Annotated in this window: 21 protein-coding genes; 1 reads left to right on the forward strand and 20 read right to left on the reverse strand. The window is 35.0% G+C overall.

Annotated elements, in window-relative coordinates; genetic code table 11:
* Positions 1–872: 872 nt before the first annotated feature.
* The 20 genes from LA313_RS03310 to xerA form a co-directional block, all read right to left on the reverse strand.
* Positions 873–1,100 (reverse strand): PLD nuclease N-terminal domain-containing protein, encoded by a 228-nt coding sequence (locus tag LA313_RS03310; protein WP_333473544.1) that lies wholly within the window; start codon positions 1,098–1,100, stop codon positions 873–875.
* Positions 1,101–1,269: 169 nt separating this feature from the next.
* Entirely contained in the window at positions 1,270–1,839 is a 570-nt protein-coding gene (locus LA313_RS03315; RefSeq protein WP_228913192.1) for a hypothetical protein, read from the reverse strand.
* A 159-nt stretch (positions 1,840–1,998) separates the two neighbouring features.
* The gene (locus LA313_RS03320; RefSeq protein ID WP_228913193.1) at positions 1,999–2,640 is read right to left on the reverse strand and encodes a hypothetical protein; all 642 of its coding nucleotides are present in this window, start codon (positions 2,638–2,640) and stop codon (positions 1,999–2,001) included.
* 150 nt (positions 2,641–2,790) lie between these two features.
* Positions 2,791–3,348: an MltR family transcriptional regulator gene (locus tag LA313_RS03325; RefSeq protein WP_228913194.1), complete on the reverse strand. Its 558-nt coding sequence runs from the start codon at positions 3,346–3,348 to the stop codon at positions 2,791–2,793.
* Between the two features lie 157 nt (positions 3,349–3,505).
* Positions 3,506–3,826, reverse strand: coding sequence for a hypothetical protein (locus LA313_RS03330; RefSeq protein WP_228913195.1), 321 nt, complete (start codon positions 3,824–3,826; stop codon positions 3,506–3,508).
* Between the two features lie 559 nt (positions 3,827–4,385).
* Positions 4,386–4,556, reverse strand: a complete 171-nt coding sequence (locus LA313_RS03335) for a hypothetical protein (protein ID WP_228913196.1) — start codon at positions 4,554–4,556, stop codon at positions 4,386–4,388.
* 298 nt (positions 4,557–4,854) lie between these two features.
* Positions 4,855–5,268: a hypothetical protein gene (locus tag LA313_RS03340; protein ID WP_228913197.1), complete on the reverse strand. Its 414-nt coding sequence runs from the start codon at positions 5,266–5,268 to the stop codon at positions 4,855–4,857.
* Positions 5,269–5,449: 181 nt separating this feature from the next.
* Complete coding sequence (locus LA313_RS03345; RefSeq protein WP_228913198.1) at positions 5,450–6,217, reverse strand: carboxypeptidase-like regulatory domain-containing protein; 768 nt, start codon at positions 6,215–6,217, stop codon at positions 5,450–5,452.
* Between the two features lie 176 nt (positions 6,218–6,393).
* Positions 6,394–6,738 (reverse strand): hypothetical protein, encoded by a 345-nt coding sequence (locus LA313_RS03350; RefSeq protein WP_228913199.1) that lies wholly within the window; start codon positions 6,736–6,738, stop codon positions 6,394–6,396.
* A gap of 97 nt (positions 6,739–6,835) precedes the next feature.
* Positions 6,836–7,774 carry a retropepsin-like aspartic protease gene (locus LA313_RS03355; protein ID WP_228913200.1) on the reverse strand — a complete coding sequence of 313 codons (939 nt, stop codon included), beginning with the start codon at positions 7,772–7,774 and terminating at the stop codon, positions 6,836–6,838.
* A gap of 177 nt (positions 7,775–7,951) precedes the next feature.
* Positions 7,952–8,809 (reverse strand): DUF2971 domain-containing protein, encoded by an 858-nt coding sequence (locus LA313_RS03360; RefSeq protein ID WP_228913201.1) that lies wholly within the window; start codon positions 8,807–8,809, stop codon positions 7,952–7,954.
* Between the two features lie 146 nt (positions 8,810–8,955).
* A complete protein-coding gene (locus LA313_RS03365) occupies positions 8,956–9,678 on the reverse strand; it encodes a hypothetical protein (protein ID WP_228913202.1) in 723 nt (240 codons plus the stop codon).
* Between the two features lie 157 nt (positions 9,679–9,835).
* Positions 9,836–10,654 carry a TIR domain-containing protein gene (locus tag LA313_RS03370; protein WP_228913203.1) on the reverse strand — a complete coding sequence of 273 codons (819 nt, stop codon included), beginning with the start codon at positions 10,652–10,654 and terminating at the stop codon, positions 9,836–9,838.
* A 595-nt stretch (positions 10,655–11,249) separates the two neighbouring features.
* On the reverse strand, positions 11,250–11,804 hold the full coding sequence (locus tag LA313_RS03375) for a GNAT family N-acetyltransferase (protein WP_228913204.1): 555 nt from the start codon (positions 11,802–11,804) through the stop codon (positions 11,250–11,252).
* 195 nt (positions 11,805–11,999) lie between these two features.
* Positions 12,000–13,268 (reverse strand): AbiH family protein, encoded by a 1,269-nt coding sequence (locus tag LA313_RS03380; protein WP_228913205.1) that lies wholly within the window; start codon positions 13,266–13,268, stop codon positions 12,000–12,002.
* Between the two features lie 160 nt (positions 13,269–13,428).
* Entirely contained in the window at positions 13,429–13,941 is a 513-nt protein-coding gene (locus LA313_RS03385; protein ID WP_228913206.1) for a hypothetical protein, read from the reverse strand.
* Between the two features lie 134 nt (positions 13,942–14,075).
* Positions 14,076–14,570, reverse strand: coding sequence for a hypothetical protein (locus LA313_RS03390; RefSeq protein ID WP_228913207.1), 495 nt, complete (start codon positions 14,568–14,570; stop codon positions 14,076–14,078).
* Positions 14,571–14,716: 146 nt separating this feature from the next.
* Positions 14,717–15,274 (reverse strand): hypothetical protein, encoded by a 558-nt coding sequence (locus LA313_RS03395; RefSeq protein WP_228913208.1) that lies wholly within the window; start codon positions 15,272–15,274, stop codon positions 14,717–14,719.
* A gap of 534 nt (positions 15,275–15,808) precedes the next feature.
* Positions 15,809–16,414 (reverse strand): hypothetical protein, encoded by a 606-nt coding sequence (locus LA313_RS03400; protein WP_228913209.1) that lies wholly within the window; start codon positions 16,412–16,414, stop codon positions 15,809–15,811.
* Positions 16,415–17,983: 1,569 nt separating this feature from the next.
* Positions 17,984–19,108, reverse strand: coding sequence for a site-specific tyrosine recombinase/integron integrase (xerA, locus tag LA313_RS03405; RefSeq protein WP_228913210.1), 1,125 nt, complete (start codon positions 19,106–19,108; stop codon positions 17,984–17,986).
* 87 nt (positions 19,109–19,195) lie between these two features.
* Between xerA and LA313_RS03410 the strand changes: the two genes are divergently transcribed.
* Complete coding sequence (locus LA313_RS03410; protein ID WP_228913211.1) at positions 19,196–19,576, forward strand: hypothetical protein; 381 nt, start codon at positions 19,196–19,198, stop codon at positions 19,574–19,576.
* Positions 19,577–19,824 lie beyond the last annotated feature (248 nt).

Genomic DNA, 19,824 nt, shown 5'->3' on the forward strand with positions numbered 1-19,824 from the left:
GCGTTCTCTTTTTTTTCTCCGTTTTGAGTGAGGAAATCCGCTGCCTTTATCTTTGAACCTCCATTTTTATTACCTGTCAAAAATGATATTTTCCAGGTTCTTTTTTTCCGCCCGAGTAAATTGTCCGACGCAATTGTTCTTTTAAAATCTAATTATTCTTACTTCCCAAAAAGCCAATTTTCAAACTTGTTTTTTTATCCGATTGAGTAAGAATCCGTTTATAATTTTCTTTAAAAAATCAATTTTGCTTACCTCTCAAAAATGGTATTTTAGGAGTCCGTTTTATTCAAGCCAGTTTTTAAATTTTCCCATTTCGTTTGTCAGCAGCATTTTTGGCAACGTGGCGTATAAAAACAGTGCGAGCTAGCGAGCTTGATTGTCCGCAGGACAATCAGGCGCAGCAAGCGAACACGGAGTTTCGATTTGAGACTAAATTTAGCATTGTTTTTATATAGTGTTGTGAGCCGTTGTTTTATTTTAAAGTCCGTTGCAATGAAGTCTTTAAAATGACCTTTTTGACTGGTTTTCCTGGTAAACACCATCGGTCAAAAGTCCGCTTTATTCACAAACTATACCTTCCAAAAATGCCAAAAAAAAGCGCCACTTGCGGCTGAGTGATGTTTTATCGCGTAGCTTTTTTTCTGCGTTTTTACACCAGCAGCAGCACAAAAGCGGAAATTTCCTAATTGCGCTCCCCTCCTGCCTGCAATGGCTCACAACGTCTCGTATAAAAACTGTGCGAGCGGGCGAGCGTGATTGTCCGCAGGACAATCCGCAATGCAAGCGAGCACATAGTTTCGATTCAACAATAAATAAGCTTTGTTTTTATATATTGTTGGCAGCTGACCTATTAGTAATCCGATTAAACGTTTTTATTCAGAGTTTTTACTAAAGTCCGGATTAAATTTTTTGGGGTCTTTGGTATATTTTTTTCCAAACTGGAAATAAATTATAGAACCTAATATTGGAAAAAATAATATTAAAATAATCCACAACCATTTCATAGTTGGGGTCTCAAATCTTGAACGTGAAATATCCACGAAAGCCCACATCCATAAAATTGCTGTCAAAACAATCAGAGTAATCATTAAAATTGTCATAGTAAATATTTTTTAGTTTAGTTATTAAGGGTTTGCTGCCAACGTCCCGTATAAAAACTGTGCGAGCTGGCGAGCGTAATTGTCCGCCAGACAATCCGCTAAGCAAAGGAGCACAGAGTTTCGATTCGAGACAGGTTTGAGCATTGTTTTTATAAGTTGTTAGCCACAGTTAATACTCAATAGTTGAAATGAAATTCGACAGTTTCCATTGATTATCCGACCCTTTCTTGAAAAACATAATCAATTCTGCTCCGGAGTTTTTTGTACTGTACGATTCATTATTCATAATTGCGCCGACTGTGGAAACCACCAGATCATTTTCTTTATTACTAAGAAAAGAATTGAAGTAATAAGTCAGGTTTTTATCAGTAGTTTTGTCCGTATTTTTTAAGATTTCTTGACTGTTTTGGTTCAGTTTGGATCGGTCAAAGTTAAAAGAGTCTTTTCCAGTTTCTAATAGTGCGATAGCCAATTTTTTCTCACTTTCCTCCAATCTTGGATTTTCTAAGATGTAGTTACGGTACTTAGAGTCAATAGGTTGTTCACTTGGTTCATACTCTAAATAAATAATCTTGTCGTGCTGAATGCTGAAGGTATCAAGAACAACATCCATTATTTTGTGATAATCAACTTGTGCAACTTTTTTCGTTTTCTGGTTGACAACTTTGTTGTTCGAATTGACAGTTTCTTTACAACTGGAGAGCATAATAACTAAAATTATAGCAATGCTTTTTTTCATCGGGTTTATTTAATTGTGGCTAACGTCCCGTATAAAAACAGTGCGAGCGGGCGAGTATGATTGTCCGCAGGACAATCAGACGCAGCAAGCGAGCAAAGAGTTTCGAATTGAGACAGGTTTTAGCATTGTTTTTATATGTTGTTGTGCATAGTGTTTTGATCAGGACATCCATAAATTTAACTCAGTCAAGATCCGCCATTTTTCATCTATTTTTTCAAATATGACGATGTTGCCGGTACCGCACAAACTTCCACAATGAAGACCGTAATAGACTGCAGCTAGATTACCGCTATAATTTACCCTTGAAAGCTCGACTACTTTCCGAGTTCCAAATTTTCTTTCAATCCGTTCCCACGGGTTTTTCTTGTCGAAATTTCTTCCAAAAAATGAATAATATTTCCTTGTAGATATGCTTTGAGTATGGAGATTGGTGGGTTTAAGTCGGTTAATTTCAATCTTTGGATTATCATCTATATTGTCCGTCAATCCAGTAATTAGCCTTTTAATGGATGGTTCTTGTATAAGTCTTTTTACAAAGGTTGTATCCTTATTTGTTTTGATTAAAAGAATATTTATATCATTAGAAGTAATTGAATCAGAACTCAATTCAAATAGGCTGTAATCATTACCGAGTCTATTCTCAAATCTTTTAATAAGTAGAATTGAATCAATCTTTTTTGTAGTTCCTAATTCTAATTTCTCAGACAAAATAAGAGAATATAGTTCATAATTATCATCAGCCGTCTGTGAGTAAGACTGTTGAAAAATCAAGGAAATAATTATAAGTAGTTTTTTCATCATTTTACATTATGCACAACGTCCCGTATAAAAACAGTGCGAGCTGGCGAGCTTGATTGTCCGCAGGACAATCAGGCGTTGCAAGCGAGCACGGAGCTTCGATTCGAGACAGGTTTAAGCATTGTTTTTATATGTTGTTGTGCGCAGTTATTCTTACTCGTTGTAAATTTTATCTATCCCTTTTTTCAAAAAGTTGGCAAGTTTTGGATTATCTAAATATCTCTTATTTCCTTTTTGTGAAAATTTTGAATGCGAATAATCAGTGTCGCTAATTTCTGCCAATATTAGAGTTACTGCGTCTATGAATTGTTCTCGAATGATTTTTTCATCTGATTTGTAAATGTTGTGTTTAAGGTTTTCAATTCGACTTTTAATTTTTTGCGAATTAAAGTCGATGGGGTCGTAGCTATGTCCGAATTCATTACGGATCTTACGAATAATATGTATATCGCCCTTAACATCATCCCCGATTAATCCAATGGAGAAACTTAAATCGATTTTGGATGAAAATGTACCGAGAGGACCATTTAAACTAAAAAGGTTGTTCTTGAATTTTTCTGTTCCAACCAGTTTATTTTCCAGCAGTAATTTTATTTCATTATCTAAAAAGGAAACTGCTAACAAACAACAGCCTCTATCGGACTCAACTTCCAGAAACTTACGCAACTTTTGAACATCTTTGATTTTATTTAATTCTTTATCAGTTAACATATTTTGTTTTGTTTAATTGCGCACAACGTCTCGAATAACTCAAGTTGCGGCTTGGAAACTCGAATTTGTCAGTTAAAGACTACTTTTTAAAGGTAGTCAAAAATGTCATTTTTGGAATGTATTCAGCAATTTGTGTTATTCATTGTTGTAGCCAGTTTTATCTCATCCACCCTTCAATAATATAATTCCTTTGGGTAACTCTATAATCTTTATTGGAGGTTGTTGGACTGAACCACAACTCAATTCTTCCTGCATATTTATCTCCCCAGGAACCTTCATAAATGGTGAATTCTCCTTCATAAAATTCTTTATCTAAATCCGTTACAGTAATCTTTGAATTATCATCCATCTGTTCTTGAGATAATCTGTCATTGGACGTAACTTCAAAAGCTTTGATGTAAAAATAACCAGGCTCTTTAGGTTTGTGATCCGTATAATAACTATAGATTCCAGGTTGAAACAGTGCAGAGATAATCAAGTCCGAATTTTCAAAATCTTCTTTGATCGGTTCTCTTTCTAAAGGTTCAGATATTTCTATATCAGTTGGAATTTTTTTGTTCGCTCCATAATAATCTGGCGGTGAAAAAACGAATATGAAACTGACAAAAAATAAGAGAAATGCTGTTATTAAAATTTGAGGAATAATTAAGTACCATTTTTTTATCCAAATCTGAACTATTCCTGAAATAACAGTTCCGACAATATTTAATCCGAATATCCATAGTGATAGATCAACTATGAAATCACTTTCAAATAAACTTCCTAAAATGAAAAATTAGAAATGGAATTGCAAAGGACGCAATAGGAACCCACCAAATTTTGAAATATTCTTTGAAATAGTGTTTCATTTAAATTGGCTACAACGTCCCGTATAAAAACAGTGCTTGCTGGCGAGCTTGATTGTCCGCAGGACAATCAGGCGTTGCAAGCGAGCACGGACTTTCGATTCGAGACAGGTTCTAGCATTGTTTTTATATGCTGTTGTGGTGCGTTTTCTTATTTAGATTTGTCCATCGAAAGTAAAATGAAAAAATCTGTTAGTTTAACTTGCGTTCTTTGTCCGCTTTATAAGCACCATAAATTGCTAATAAAACTCCTAATCCAAGAAAAGTATACTTAAGAAATTGATTTTGCTCAAAAAGAGTGGGTCCGCTAATTGACAATAACAGTCCGATTGCAGCAACTGTAATTCCGATATTATTTTTCATAGAAAAAAATTTTGGTGGGTTAATATTAGTAGGTAATCTTATGGCTTTGTTACAATTATCCATTTTTATTCATTAATGAATAATTCAAATATGTCATTTTTCCGCTGAAATTCCGATTGATTATTTTCCCTGCCAAGACATTTTTTCAAATGCACCACAACGTCCCGTATAAAAATAGTGCGAGCTGGCGAGCGTGATTGTCCGCAGGACAATCAGGCGTTGCAAGCGAGCACAAAATTTCGATTTGAGACAGGTTTAAGCATTGTTTTTATATGTTGTTGCCTGCAGTTGGATTTAATTATAACAGGTAAATGTTGGTCAGGCGTATTAAACAAAACATAATAATTGCATAAATACCTGCAATTATTGCAACTCGAATTTGGAATCTATTATAGGTTCTCAGTTTTTCCCTTTTATATTCGTCGACATTTTCAATCAACCTAAGTCGGTGTTTTAATTTCTTCTCCGCAAACAAATAAGCAAGTAAGACAAAAGGGGTTATAATGAGAAGTCCGTTCTTTCTGTTGTTATCAAGATGAAAAATAAGTTGGTTGGCAATATTCATAACTGCCACATAGACGAAGAAAAGATAGACACCCAATAGAAGAGTTGTTTTAGTAAAAGCTTTATTTTTTGCTCGCTTTAAATCATAACCTCTTCTATGAAGATAATAATAGGTCATTCGGGTGTAGTAAATATTTATTTTTTCCATTTATGAATGATTGAGTCGGGGCTGGTCTAATTGCAGGCAACGTCCCGTATAAAAACTGTGCGAGCTGGCGAGCTTGATTGTCCGCAGGACAATCCGCTAAGCAAGCGAGCACGGACTTTAGATTTGAGACTGACTTAAGCATTGTTTTTATATAATGTTGTGCGTAGGCCTTATTTGCTCGCTAACGGCCGTTGGCAGCTGGTTTTATTCTTCTGAGTTCCCGAAAGACAGGAGCCTTTTCTTTGAATAACTCTATAAGCTCTAAATAATCATTATTTTCAATTTGTTTTTTGTAGGAAGGACTTGTGGCACAATAATAAACAAAATTGATAATTTCCTCTTCAGGTATTTGAAGCAGATGAATAAAGACTGAAGATTCTATGGCATCCATTCCTTCCTGAACATCCAATGCCATATGCTCATTTTCCTGTGCTTTCTCTAACATTTGCATTCTTCCTGAAATCATATTTAGGAGAGGATCGATATCTCCATCTCTTGCCGTATATAATTTTCTACCTATGCTTGTTAATTTTGCTTTCTTTGGTAGAGGTATACCTTCGTAATAGTTGTGAGTATTAATTTTTCCTATATCCTGAGATAAATTACCTGTAAGGTCAGTTTTTTGTATTAATACTTCATCCAGATCTATCACCTTTGGAGTTAATTTAATCTTCAGGAATTTTTGTGAAATAATTTTATCCGAGATCTTTATAGTGACTGTTTCATATTGCACAGAAGAAAAAGAAAGTGTATCATTTTCTATTACCTCAATTGTAAATTCTCCTAAATCAGAATTAGTCGTACCCGTCTTTCTCGTGAGGTTTATAATGTTGATTTGAGAGTTTTCTAAGGAGTCTCCAACTATCTTTCCTTCCAGAATTATTTGCTGCTGAGAATGAACAATTGAACATATAAGTAGAAATCCCATAGTTAGGATGTATCTGGTCATCAAATGCTATTACTATCAATTATTTAAATTGGTGAAACTTGCTGCCAACGTCTCGTTTAAATATAATGTGAGCGGGCGAGCACGGACTTTCAAGCAATTACCTGCTGTGCCGACAGGCGCTGCTGAGAAATTTAAAGTGGTAGAAGGATAACTGAAAATTGTGGGAAAGTTTTGCCTCAATTTGACTTTCTAAGCTTCCATTCGAAGTACAGGAAAGGTTCTAATTCCAAAATTTCTTCATTTGAATCTTTGTCGTCAATGAACTTGGATAACCTTGCACTTTTTTCTGTAAAGGATAGACTATAAGACTTATCCAAATTAAAATCTATTAAAGATTTTGAAAAATTCCGATCATCTATGAGCACTGTTTCAATATTTCTTTCCGACTCATTAGAAGGTTTTAATAAAGTATAATTTGCGATTACCGTTTCGGTTTGCAAATCTTTTTTACTGTAAGTTTTATCCTGGCCGAATGCTATAATCGGCACAAAGACTATGAAGGTAAATAATGTCTTTTTCATAACTGTAAATTTTATAATTTAAAGCACTTGTTGATAATCAGTTGTTTTAAATATTTTTCTTGATTTTAGAAGTTGGATTTAAAGCGTAGGCTGTTGACTAAGAATCAGTGGTTTCCTTACTTTCTATCAACTTTATTTTTTTACTATCCCAATTTAGAATAACACGATAATTTCTGAAAAAATCTAAACCAAACCTCCTACTTAAATATTGTTCTGAATACACCTTTTCATTTTTTAGAGTAGAATTGCCGAATCCTATTTCATTAATTATTCCGGTATAAGATTCCCTTGCTGCGTTTTCTTTCCCGTAAATTCCAACACTTTGAGTATTTAATTTTTTAAAATCTGAAATTTCACCGTTTTCTGTTTGCTTTTTAAATTCAGAAAATGGTATGACTATGTCTCCATTATACCCTAAATCAACAGGGAAATTCCAAATTTTTTCCCCATTTATTTTAGCGGCAATAGAAGGTAATCCTGCGACACCTATAAATAACTTATTCTCAATTACCTCTTTAGGTAAATTTAATTTTGATTCATTATCAGTTATGGTAATTTGTTTTTGGTCAAAATCAATATCCCAAACAGCGTGTTGCATTAAACTTGCACCTATAAATCCATCAACATTCAAAGAAGCCCACATTGGTGTAGCATTAAAATCATTTATTAAGGCTACTGTTTCAATAAAATCTATTGTTCCAATTCCAATGGTTTCTATTCTTGCATATTTATTTTGTTGTGATTTATTATAAACATCAGAAGCATTTACAGAATCGATCACTTTCATATTTAAACTTTCAGCAAGTTCTTTTGATACAAGAGTGGGTGTTCCTGTATCTAAAAGAAATCTATAAGTCTTATTTTTTATTTCAACGGGTACAATTATCCACCCCTTTTCCATCTCGAAAGGAAAAGTAACTTTATAATTTTCCTGTTCTGTTTTTCCTTCTTTAAAATATTTAGCGGCTTTACTTAGCGAACAGCTATTAATTAGAATAAGGGTTACCAAATAAATAAATACTTTGACTATTTTCATTTCTTAAATTTTACAATTACAATTTCTTACGGCTTACGCACAACGTCCCGTATAAAAACAGTGCGGCGATTGCCGGCGATGATTTTCCGCAGGAAAATCAGACGCAGCAAGCGAGCATGGAGTTTCGATTCAAGATTGATTTGAGCATTGTTTTTATATGTTGTTGTGAGCAGTTATCTATCGATATGATGCTTGGGACTTTTTGATTTTCACATTGCCAACACCTATAGTTTCTAAAAAAATTGAAATGGCTGTAGGGTTTGAATCATTCTTTGGGCCTAATATTACCTCTTTGATCGGATTAATTTGTGAGTTATTAGTGAAATCTTCATCAATGAATGAAACAGGTAAACTTTCTTTCATTCTAAACTTCACCTCGTGCTTGAAGTGATTTCCAAAATAAAGTCCGCCAGGATCTTCTAATTTTAATGAGTTATTGCTCTTTTTAAAACCTAAAAGATGGGTTAATCTTATTTCTTTTTCTTCTTTAAAAGCAGGATTTTTAAATGAGATCAAATCAAACGAAAGCATTGTACAGTATTTATTAAAGTCTACACCAAAATTACCTGTTTTGCCTTCTTCCAATTGATGGATTTTCTTTATCACTGATTTAATTTCTTCCAGCTGTTTATCCTTTTCATAAAGTACTTTGAGGGGTTTTACTGCAAGTTTAACTAAATCCTTTGCATTAAAACCAATGGAATAGCCAGATCCGTCGTTGGTGTATGCTCTCCATTGACTTAACACATCTCCATCTTTTGAAAAACATGCGGCTAAGGTTAAGGCTTGGGCACCAGAATCATGTATTACTTTGTCAATTTTGTCTATGAATGGTAAACCGTATTCTGGAATTAACATTCCTGCCGCCTCCTCCCAAATTGAGTATCCCCAATGCATTTCCATAAAATCATTCATGGAATAAACATCGCTTAATCTCAGAGTTTTATTCTGACAGATGGAGTAAAATGATTCAGGACTGCAATAATGATAGATTAGTTCATCCTCTTTTGGATTGTATAATCTCGATTTAAGCATCTTTAAATTAATATTAAACTTTGTTATAATTGCTCACAACGTCTCGTATAAAAACTGTGCGAGCTGGCGTGCGTGATTGTCCGCAGGACAATCCGCTATGCAAGTGAGCAGGAAGTTTCGATTCAAGACAGGTTTTAGCATTGTTTTTATATGTTGTTGTAAACAGTGCTTTTTTTGTTTTTTATTTGATTTACTTTTACGTAAAACCAAGGAACAGGTTCAAACCCGTTGGATTCGTCATTCATAAATTCCATTAACTCATCCCAATTTTCAAAATTTTCAATAAGTCCAAATTCATTTATTGTGAGACCGAACTTTTCTTTCAAATCAGTTGAGAGGTCGTGACAATGAAAAGAGTGAAAATCTCCACCAACTTCAATTCCAATTATGTCAAAGCCTAAAAACGTTCCTCCACTATTCTCAATTTCTTTATTTTTCAGCTTGGTGTGAATTCCCATTTCTCCACCTTGAGCGTCTGGCGGTTGAGTCAGTTCTATAGCCTCGTCCAATTCAGATTCTGGGAAAGAAATACTTAATATTTGAAAATTCAATTCGTTTGGGAAGAACTTTTCTTTGTATTCGGTCAATGTTTTTAAGTCCGAAAAAGTGTTTATCCAGCCGAGTTTTTTTTCGTCCAGCTTTTTGTCCGCCCAAGTTTGAATTTCTTCAACTTTTTTATCGGTTAAACTAAATATAGCTTTAGTTTCATCAAGTTCCTTCTTGTCTGTTGTTGCCCAAGAAATTGCCCAATCGTCAAAATAAGAGTCGTTTATGCACCGACTACAAGTGAAGATTTTAGAACCTTTTATTGTTCCATAATCGACAGGTTTTAACTTAATAAAGTAATATGCTCCAGTGTAGTAGTTCATTTGTTTTTTGGCATTGTTTACAACGTCTCGTATAAAAACAGTGCGGCGATTGCCGGCGATGATTTTCCGCAGGAAAATCAGAAGCAGCAAGTACGCAAAGAGTTTCGATTCAAGACTAAATTAAGCATTGTTTTTATACGTTGTTGGCAGCAGTAATTTAGAAAACTTTGTTGCTATCAAATTCTAATTTCGAATGTTTCATTTCTTTGGTCAGTAATAGTTTCCAACCATCTGCAGGATCGACAGCAATGTATACTATTCCATCATAATCGGATGGAATCTCAATATTATCTTTGACTAAAGCACAAACATTGTTTCTGCCGAGTTTACCAAGGAAATATCCTAGTTCCAATATTACATTTTGTCTAGCTCTAGGTTTGAGGTCTCCTGGCTTATCCTTAGTATTCCCTATGTCGTCTGGTGTCATTAGAATAATAGCAAAATGAACGTCCGAATGTTTTTCGAATTTTTCAATTATCGTGAGCCCTTCATTTACTTGCTCGTGTAGGATAATCGGGATCAAACCTAGTTTTTCTAAAAATCGGGCTGTCTTCTCTTTTAATTCGTTGTCGTGACCGTGAACTAAAAAAACTTTTTTCGAACTTAATTTTTTAGAATTTACAGGGATTGTTGGTTTGGCAGCAGCAAGTTCAAAAGTTTCTTTACTTTCAATAATACCAGTTGCTTGGTCTATTACATCAGTTAATATAGGCGTGATGTCAATTCCATACGGGGTATCAAAAATGACATCAAATGGATCAATCGATTTCATCACGAATCCACCAATCATTGGGGGTGGCGCAATATCCATAAATCTGGCGATTCCTGTCCGTCTAACAATCTTCTGAACTAGAGGTTTATTTTTATTTATTTTAGTTCTTAGTTCTCGGTATTCTTCCTTAGTGCAACCTACTTCAAGTTTAAGTATATCTCGTTTAAATTCCTCAAGTTTTGTCAGGGCTTGTTCTTTATTCATACTTTGTTATTATTGCTGCCAACGTCCCGTATAAAAACAGTGCGAGCTGGCGAGCGTGATTGTCCGCAGGACGATCAGGCGTTGCAAGCGAGCAAAGACTTTCGATTCGAAACAGGTTTTAGCATTGTTTTTATATAATGTTGTAGCACGTTTTATTTTTCACTCGTTACTTTTTTTATTGTATTCCGAACAGTTTCATAAGCAGCTTTATAATTCTTGTCCGTTCAAGTAAATATAATTTTCATATTCTTGGTTGCCACGGGTTTTTATTAGAAAACTTTGATTGTCAAAAAAGCAATTATTAATCCGAGGATGATTAGGAAAAATAAATTTCGCGCCCATTTATCTTTTTTTTGCTCTTCTTCAAGTTCAGTTTTTCCAAACCTTATAATTAGCCACCAAAGAAATCCTCCAAAATCTGTTAGTGCTCGATATCGCATTTTAATTTATCTAAGGTTTCAGTTTTTTTTGTCAAATGTGCTACAACGTCTCGTATAAAAACAGTGCGAGCCGGCGAGCTTGATTGTCCAGCAGGACAATCAGGCGTTGCAAGCGAGCACGGAGGTTCAAATTGAGACAGGTTTTAGCATTGTTTTTATATGTTGTTGGCAGCTGTGCTGTTTTCCCATTCAATTTTTTTTAACTGGTAAAAATTATGAGATACAGCTTCATATTGAAATTCATCAATTTTAGACATACCTATTTTTTCTAAAATTCTAGTTGAAGCTAAGTTATTCTTGTCAGCCATTGCAAAAAGAGCTTTTTGATTCATTTTATAAAATCCGTAATTCAAACAGGCTTGTGCACTTTCAGATGCGAAACCTTTTCCCCAAAATCTTCTAAGAAAACGATAGCCTAAATCATAGTAGTTACTTCTGCCATTTATCGGGTCAGTAATAAATTTGAATCCACTCCAACCAATAAATCTTTCTGTTTCTTTTTCAATAACAGCCCATCTTCCTATTCCATTTTCTCTGTATTGCAGATTGATAAATTCAACAATGGCTATTGCTTCATTTAAAGTCTTAATGGGCTTTTTCCCTAAAAAGGTATGCACTTTAGGATCAGAATCAAGCTCATAAATACCTTCTGCATCTTCCTTGCACAAATCCCTTAATATTAATCTTTCTGTTTCTATGTGGATCTTCATCTTCCTGGTTAATTGATTATACTCAATTCTTTATTGGGGATTTTCTATGGCATTGCTGCCAACGTCCCGAATAACGCAAGTTGCGGATTGGGAGACTCAGATTTATCAGTTAAATATTGGTTTTAAAAGGTAGTCAAAAATGCCATTTTTGAAAGGTATTCCGCAATTTGTGTTATTCATTGTTGGCAACTGGCCCTATAACAGTTTCTGTGAGTATTGTTTGTTGACCACCCTATCTCGCATAGAAGCTTTGTCATTGAAATTTCTTGAAATGTTTCTTACTATATCACTGTAGTTGTCCTCCTCTTCAGATTTTTGATGATAAAATATCTTTATAGAAGAGCAATTTATGTGTTCAAACATTGTGTTAAGAAGAGTACGATCTGAAATTCCACAGGAATGTCCGATTATAAAAATTTGATACCTCTGGCTATTGATAAATTCTAATAGGCTCTTATAATTGGAAGATTCTAGGTAATTAATTGATTTTATATTTTCTAAATACTCATTGTTATTGAGTTTTTCAATATTAGAATACTCATCATCTAACTCGTCCCCAAACCCAAAGATTATGGGAGATTTTTCATATTTATTAATACTTCCATGAATATGATTCACAGAAACTTTGGTGTCAAAATCATCGAAGTGATTGAAAGTTTTCGGTCTTGTATAAAAATCTTCCGTAAATGTATAATTGAAATTTAAAAATAAGGTTTCTTCTGGAACCATGTTAAAATCATTGCTAGCACCTGGGGACTGAAGCAGTCTACGGATAGTAGTTCGTGGATTATATGAATTCAAGAGTTTTCTCAATAAAGCTTGTTTACTTCCCTCGACTCTTTCTAAATCTAGTTTCCCTTGTTTAATTTCGTTTATTTCTTTTTCTAAATTTTTATATTCTATTTCAACAATTTCATTTAATGCATCTTCGGAAAAGTCTCGGGGATTTAATAACTCGAATAATTTATAACCAATAGTCTGCTCAGTCCTATTATGCCATTGATAATTTCTTTTAAAATTTTCATTTATAGATGTTAGATATTCCCTTAGAAGATCTTTTATTCTTTGAAAGTCTAAGTTTAGTTGGGAGATAGAATAGTTTTTTAGTGCATTTCCGTTTTTTTTATAAATATCTTTTAGTAGCGAATAATATTCATTTTCAACATCAACCCAAGATTCAATATTAGATTTCTCAGTTATCTTCTCCAGAAATTTATTTTTGAAAATGATATCCTCTTTGAAATCCTTCAATGTTGCTTTCAAATCATTATAACTATTGCCAGATAAAAATCCCGAAGGAGATTTATTTATGATAACTTCATCATTTTCAAATTTTCTTCCTTGAGGACTTTTTTTAATTAAGGCAATAACCTCTTCCCAATAATTATCCAAAAAGTCTTTATAGGTGGTTTTCATTTCGTGTGCTAAATCGAAACCGTTACCTATTAATATTATTCTATTCATAAATTTTCATTAGGCTTGTTGCCAACGTCCCGGCTATCAAAAGTGGCGTGTAGGGAAGAGTGCACTTTCAGTTGAACCGGCTGTTTCTAATGGAAATAAATGTAGGAAATAAGTTCTCAAAAAAGCCATTTTTGGATAGCCATTGTTGTACACAGGCTTTTCAATTACAAGTTGTATAAGAATTAGCACATTGCATTTCGGGTTCTATCCATCCTTCGAATACTTTCCCGTTCCAAACCAATCTTACCAAGGCCCATTGATTCTGACAATCTAAAATTTGGTAAAACTCAGGGACATATTCATTCAGTTCAGCTCGTACTTTGGTTTTTTTATCTGGAGCACTAAAAAATTTTAGAATTTCATCGGGATGGTAGTTTCTGGCATATAAACCAATTTCCTTTTCTTTCTTTATCCATCCAACTATGGGGTCAGAGTCAAAAGCGTATTTAATTTCAACTTTAAAAAAATCTGGTTGAGTTTCAAGAATATCAAAAGACAAGAAGTTTTCCTCTTGTGTTTTGTTTTGAAGTGCAGCTATTGGCAATCCTTTTGGATGGTCGTAAACTTGAATAACTTTGTCAGATTCCCAATTGGCTATTCCGCCACAACCAGCTTCCTGTCCGTATGACCAGGAAGTAAGAAGGACCAAAATAAGAGTTTTAAATTTTGTCATATTAGCTTGTGTACAACGTCCCGTATAAAAACAGTGCGAGCTGGCGAGCTTGATTGTCCGCAGGACAATCAAGCGTTCCAAGCGAGTACAGAGCTTCGATTTGAGACAGATTTTAGCATTGTTTTTATATGTTGTTACCCAACGTAGTTGTATTCCGATGTTTTATCTGGTAATGATTGGGTTAAACGATTGTAGTTCATATTATCCATTCGAGTATGGTATTTTTTTAAACCAATTGTTTTAATCACCACATTATTTAAATCACTAAACATTTTCTTTTTCCATAGGAGCTTATGGATTTTTCTTGTCGGAAGTTCAATTTCTTCTTCACCTTTAAAAAAGATAATATCCCCTTCATTTATTTTAAGATCAGTCGGGATGTACTTTAGCCAGGACATCAGCCAACCACCACCGAAAGTCAGTCCGAGTGAAAGTATGAATGTCAGATAAATGTTTTGATGAAGAAATTCAAGGTAGTAAACCAAGGTCAGTTCAAGTGGAAGGTAGTAGCCAAAAAAGAGAATTCCACCCGAGATCAGTAACAATAAAATCCCGATCAGGAAAATCCATCCTCCAATTTTATTAATCAGTGGTCTTTCTTGACCTACTTCAATTTTTACTATTTCCATTTTTTCTATGTTGGGTAACGTCCCGTATAAAAACTGTGCGAGCTGGCGAGCTTGATTGTCCGCAGGACAATCAGGCGTTGCAAGCGAGCACGGACTTTCGATTTGAGACTGGTTTAAGCATTGTTTTTATATGTTGTTACCCACAGTTATTTTTCCACAATTATTTTCGTCAGTTCTTGAAATGCTGACCATCTATAGGACGGATAATGAGTTATTAGCAAAGTTGAATCCTTTGAAATTATATAATTAGCAATTCCACTATGGGAAACCGATTGAGGAGTTGATATTTTGTGCTTTGTAAGGTCTATAATACTTTTTTCAATTAATTCCAATATTTCTCTATTAGATGAAATCCGATCCTTCTCAATCAATTTTGCAGGTTCCTTTTGAGAATATGGATCCTCACAATTAATTATTGATTTTTTATAATCAAGTAAAATTCTTCCATCGGGGTTATTTTTGTAAATCCGGAGTTGTTCTTTATCTCCGCCCCATTCACCACATTTGTCATTTCTTTGTATCAAATAAATCTCTTGATAAGAATCTATGATCTTTAATAAATCCGTTTCCTGAGTAACACTTGAAACAGTTTGTTCCTGTAAGGCTATAAAATCTTCCTGGGCTGTAGCTTTCTTATCCGGGCTTCGATCAGAGCAGCTTAGCAGAAAAAATCCAAGCGCAATTAATAAAATCAGTTTTCTCATAATTGTGGGTAACGTCTCGTATAAAAACAGTGCGACGATTGCCGGCGTTGATTTTCCGCAGGAAAATCAGACGCAGCAAGTACACACAGGCATTCGATTCGAGACTAAAATAAGTATTGTTTTTATATGTTGTTACCTCACGTTTGTTTGTCCGCTGTGACCATTCCAGCTATGAGTTAATGTTCATATTTGCCTGGACGTTGAGCTTGAATCGACCGTCCGTTACCGCGTCTGAATAAAGTCCGCCGTCGTGATCGACCAGAACATTTGCCCAATAAAGGTCTCAAAAATGGCTTTTAGGAACCGACTTTTTGAACCAAAAACTGCGACTGGAATTATCAGAAACCTTACCTCTCAAAAATGGCAAAAAATAACTGCCTTTCCAGTTAAGAATGTGAGGTAACGTCTCGTATAAAAACAGTGCGAGCTGGCGAGCTTGATCGTCCGCGGGACAATCAGCTCAGCAAGCGAGCACGGACTTTCGATTCAAGACTGATTTAAGCATTGTTTTTATATATTGTTGTAAGTAGGGCTTTATCTTTTCAGTGCAATATTTTCGTGAACCCACTTCGCTTCATCTTCCGGTTCAATTTCTCCGACTTTACTGCTACATCTACTAAAAGTCGCAGCTGGGAAATCATATGGCTTACTGTCGTCAAAATAAGGTCCGACAACTCCTAACATCCAACCATTTTTAGAAGCCCAATGAGGTTCGTTTGTCATATACCTAAAAACGTGATAATACACATCATTTCCGTCAAACTTGATAGTTACTCTTTTCAAATGCTTTATATCGTCTGGTGCTTTGTCTAATTCGGTTGGAAATTCAAGCCAGTTTACCAAATTACTTTCAGCTCCACTTTCTATTGTCAAAAATTCTTTAGGAAACAATTCCGCTTTATTGTGCTCTGACAGAATTTGATAAGTCACTTCTCTAGTTTTATTGTCTTGAGCGTATTTTAAAACTTCTTCTTCGTTTAAATCATTTCCATTTTCCAAATTTTCATAAAGTGGGTGAATTCGCTCAAATCTCAATTTATGGGTTTCTGCACTTTCCTTTCTAAATGCAAAATATCTATAAATCATAAAGACTATGATTAACAGAACAACAATTCCAATTATGATAAATACTATTTTCATATTTCGTTTTTCGCCTTACTTACAACGTCTCGAATAACGCAAGTTGCGGCTTGGGAACTTGAATTTTTCAGTTAAAGACTTAATTTAAAAGGTCCCAAAAAATGCCATTTTTGAGAGGTGTTCCGCAATTTGTGTTATTCATTGTTGTGCATAGTACTTTCATTTCTTTCATAAATCCATTTAGTGGAATAAATACTAACAATTCCGCCCAAGACAGTAGCCCAACCAACAAAAATCCAACTCCAAAGACAGAACACAAATACTCCAAGAATTCCCATTAAAGGGTTAATCGGAGGAGAGAAAAAGTGCACGTCCATAATCCAATATCGGAAGTTCAATTCCAATGTTATTAAATACCAACACAACCAATGTGAAAGTAGTCCAGTTAATATTGCTACAATAATATAATTCTGATGATTAAATCTATTCTTCTTTTCAATAATATATTTGGCGAAGAGTTTTCCAGTTATAAATCCCGAAATCCCAGAGTAGATATAGAAATATCTATAATCGTTACTTATAGCTGTAGTTGAAATCCATATTCCGACAATGATTCCGATGATAGAAAATAGTATTCCAAATAAAGTCGAGAAAGATTTAATTTTCATTTAAGCTTAGTTCGTATTATGCACAACGTCTCGTATAAAAACTGTGCGAGCCAGCCAGAATGATTTTCCGAAGGAAAATCAGACGCTGCAAACCAGCCAGGTTTTTCGATTAGACTTTAAAGATAGCATTGTTTTTATATGCTGTTGTGAGTTGTTGTTTTATTTGTCCGCTGCAAAGAAGCCTTAAAAAGGCCAATTTGAACACTTTTCCCGAAAATCAGCTGCGGTCAAAAGTCCGCTTATTCACAAGCAATAACATCCAAATTCACCAAAAAAAGCGCCACTTGCGCCCGAGTGATGATTTTAACCCGTAGCTTTTTTTCTTCCCGGAAAAACTGTATTTGCTGATTAACTAAAATTTGCCGACTGCGCTCCCACCCGCTTTGCAATGACTCACAACGTCTCGTATAAAAACTATGCGAGCTGGCGAGCTTGATTGTCCGCAGGACAATCAGGCGTTGCAAGCGAGCACGGAGCTTCGATTTGAGACTAATTTAAGCATTGTTTTTATACGTTGTTACCCAATGTGCCGCCCGCCTGAGTGAGCCGCCCGAGTAATCTGCGTTTCTTATTCTTTATTTTCCAGGTCTGAGTGAGAGTCCGCTGCGTTTTGATTTAAACTCTAAATTTCTTCCCTCTCAAAAATGGCAATTTTTCGTCCGATTATTTTTGTCCGCTTTGAGTGAGCAAGTCCGTTTTAGTTTATTTTGAAAATCTGATTTTCTTACTATTCAAAAATGATGTTTTTAGCACCTTTTAATTATCCGCTTGAGTGAGTGATCCGTCGCAATTCTTCTTTTAAAACTCAATTTATATTTCCTCCCAAAAATGGCATTTTAGAAGGCCGTTATATTCGAGTCATTTTTTTTCGGCGTTTTGTTTGTCAGCGGCATTTTGGGTAACGTACGTATAAACACAGTGGTACATTTATATACACTTTGTCTTTATTGTACTTTACTGGCTAATCTAGTGGATTTTTGATCTTGAAAAAAATATTTGTGGCCACGTGTGTGTATATTTCAGTGGTTTTAGTGCTTTTATGTCCTAACAATACCTGGATGTAACGCAAATCTGTACCGCTCTCCAAAAGATGAGTGGCAAAAGAATGTCGCAGCATATGCGGGGTAACTCTCTTTCGTATTCCGGCTTTTCGCGAAGCCTCCTTTACGATCTTTACTATACTTTCGGCTGAGTATTTATCTCCCTTAGGACCTTCAAATAAATGCTCCTTTGGCCGCCATTCCAAAAAGTACTTTCGTAGATCTCCAAGGAGCTTTTCAGAGAGTATAGTGTAGCGGTCCTTATTCCCTTTGCCCGATCTCACCCTAATCACCATTCTCTTGCTGTCTATATCACCTATTTTCAGATTAAGAACTTCACCCCTTCTAAGTCCTGCAGAATACAACAGGCTAACTACACAGCGATGTTTAATATTGTTTGTGTTTTCAATAATACATAGCACTTCCTCTTTGGCCAAAACCTCCGGAAGCTTCTCCTCTGCCCTGGGACGTTCAACGGCATAGAACCGATTGGGCATTTCCAAAACAACTTCGTAGTAAAATTTAATCGCGTTGATTGCCTGATTAATATAGGAATGGGAAGCCTCTTCGCGTATCATTTTTTGAAGGTAAAGCCTTATGTCATTTTCATTGAGATCCTTTACTTCTCTATTGCTGTAATAATTCATAAAAGTTTCAAAGCACGAAACATAAGTTTTCACGGTACTGGCCGCATATCTCTTCAACTCGAGCTTTTGAAGGTAACTCCCGGGGCAGAATTTTCTCCCGGCAACAGGTTCTCTCTTTTGAAGGGCACGTATATCTACCGGTTCTAATTCTTTTCCAAAATTACTTCTTGAATAAAAATGATTGCAATTGATCCAGGCCACCCCGCGAAAGGTGCTAAAAACCAGCTCCAGGTTAGCAGGAGTATTTAAGATATAATTCATATTGAACTCCTCACTCCATTTAACTTCCGGAAGATCATTCACCAAAGCCTGCACCACCTTGTCTGCAAAAAATTTTAACCCAATGCACTTCTCCTGGGCTATCAATAAATTCTTTAATGTCACATATTTCCTGTCCATTAAACTTTCTTTTAAGTAAAAGTAGACTAGGAAAAACCATAAGGTGTTTATTATCCGTATATTATACGACTAAAATGGATCTGAAGGATGGAGCTTCAAAAAAAATGCCTGGCCTGTGATCAGGAACTAAAAGGAAGATCAGATAAAAAGTTCTGCGACCCATATTGCAAAAGTTCCTGGCATTATAACAAGAGCAAACAAGGAAACGCAGGCTTTTATGCAAAAGTAGACCGACAACTAAAAATCAACAGAAAACTATTAAAGCAGTACAACAAAGCTGGAAAAGCAACTGTGAGAGCACAGGTGCTACTTGACCAGCAATTTGATCCTAATTTTTTCACGCACTTTTGGAAAAACAAGCAAGGTGATGTTTATCTTTTTGTTTACGAATTTGGTTTCCTTTCAAAAATAGAAAACAATAAGAAGAAATATATCCTCATAACCTGGCAGCCATACATGGCAAAATAAATTAGATATCTATTGCCATTTAACCTGATCTTTTTCCACACCTCCGGTTGCTGAGTCCCAGACCGGCACCAACAGATGCAGCTAATCTAATGTTAATTTAAAGATAAAAATTACGGTTTTCCTCATTTTTGATACTTTTTTCCTACATCCTGTGTGACTTTGGTCCTGGCAAAATTATTACAAAATAAGAGGAGAGATAAAGACTATAATTTTGAAATAACTGGAATAATAGTTCTTGAAATAATCAT

This window comes from Salinimicrobium sediminilitoris, from assembly GCF_020866905.1.
Classification (GTDB): Bacteria; Bacteroidota; Bacteroidia; order Flavobacteriales; family Flavobacteriaceae; genus Salinimicrobium; species Salinimicrobium sediminilitoris.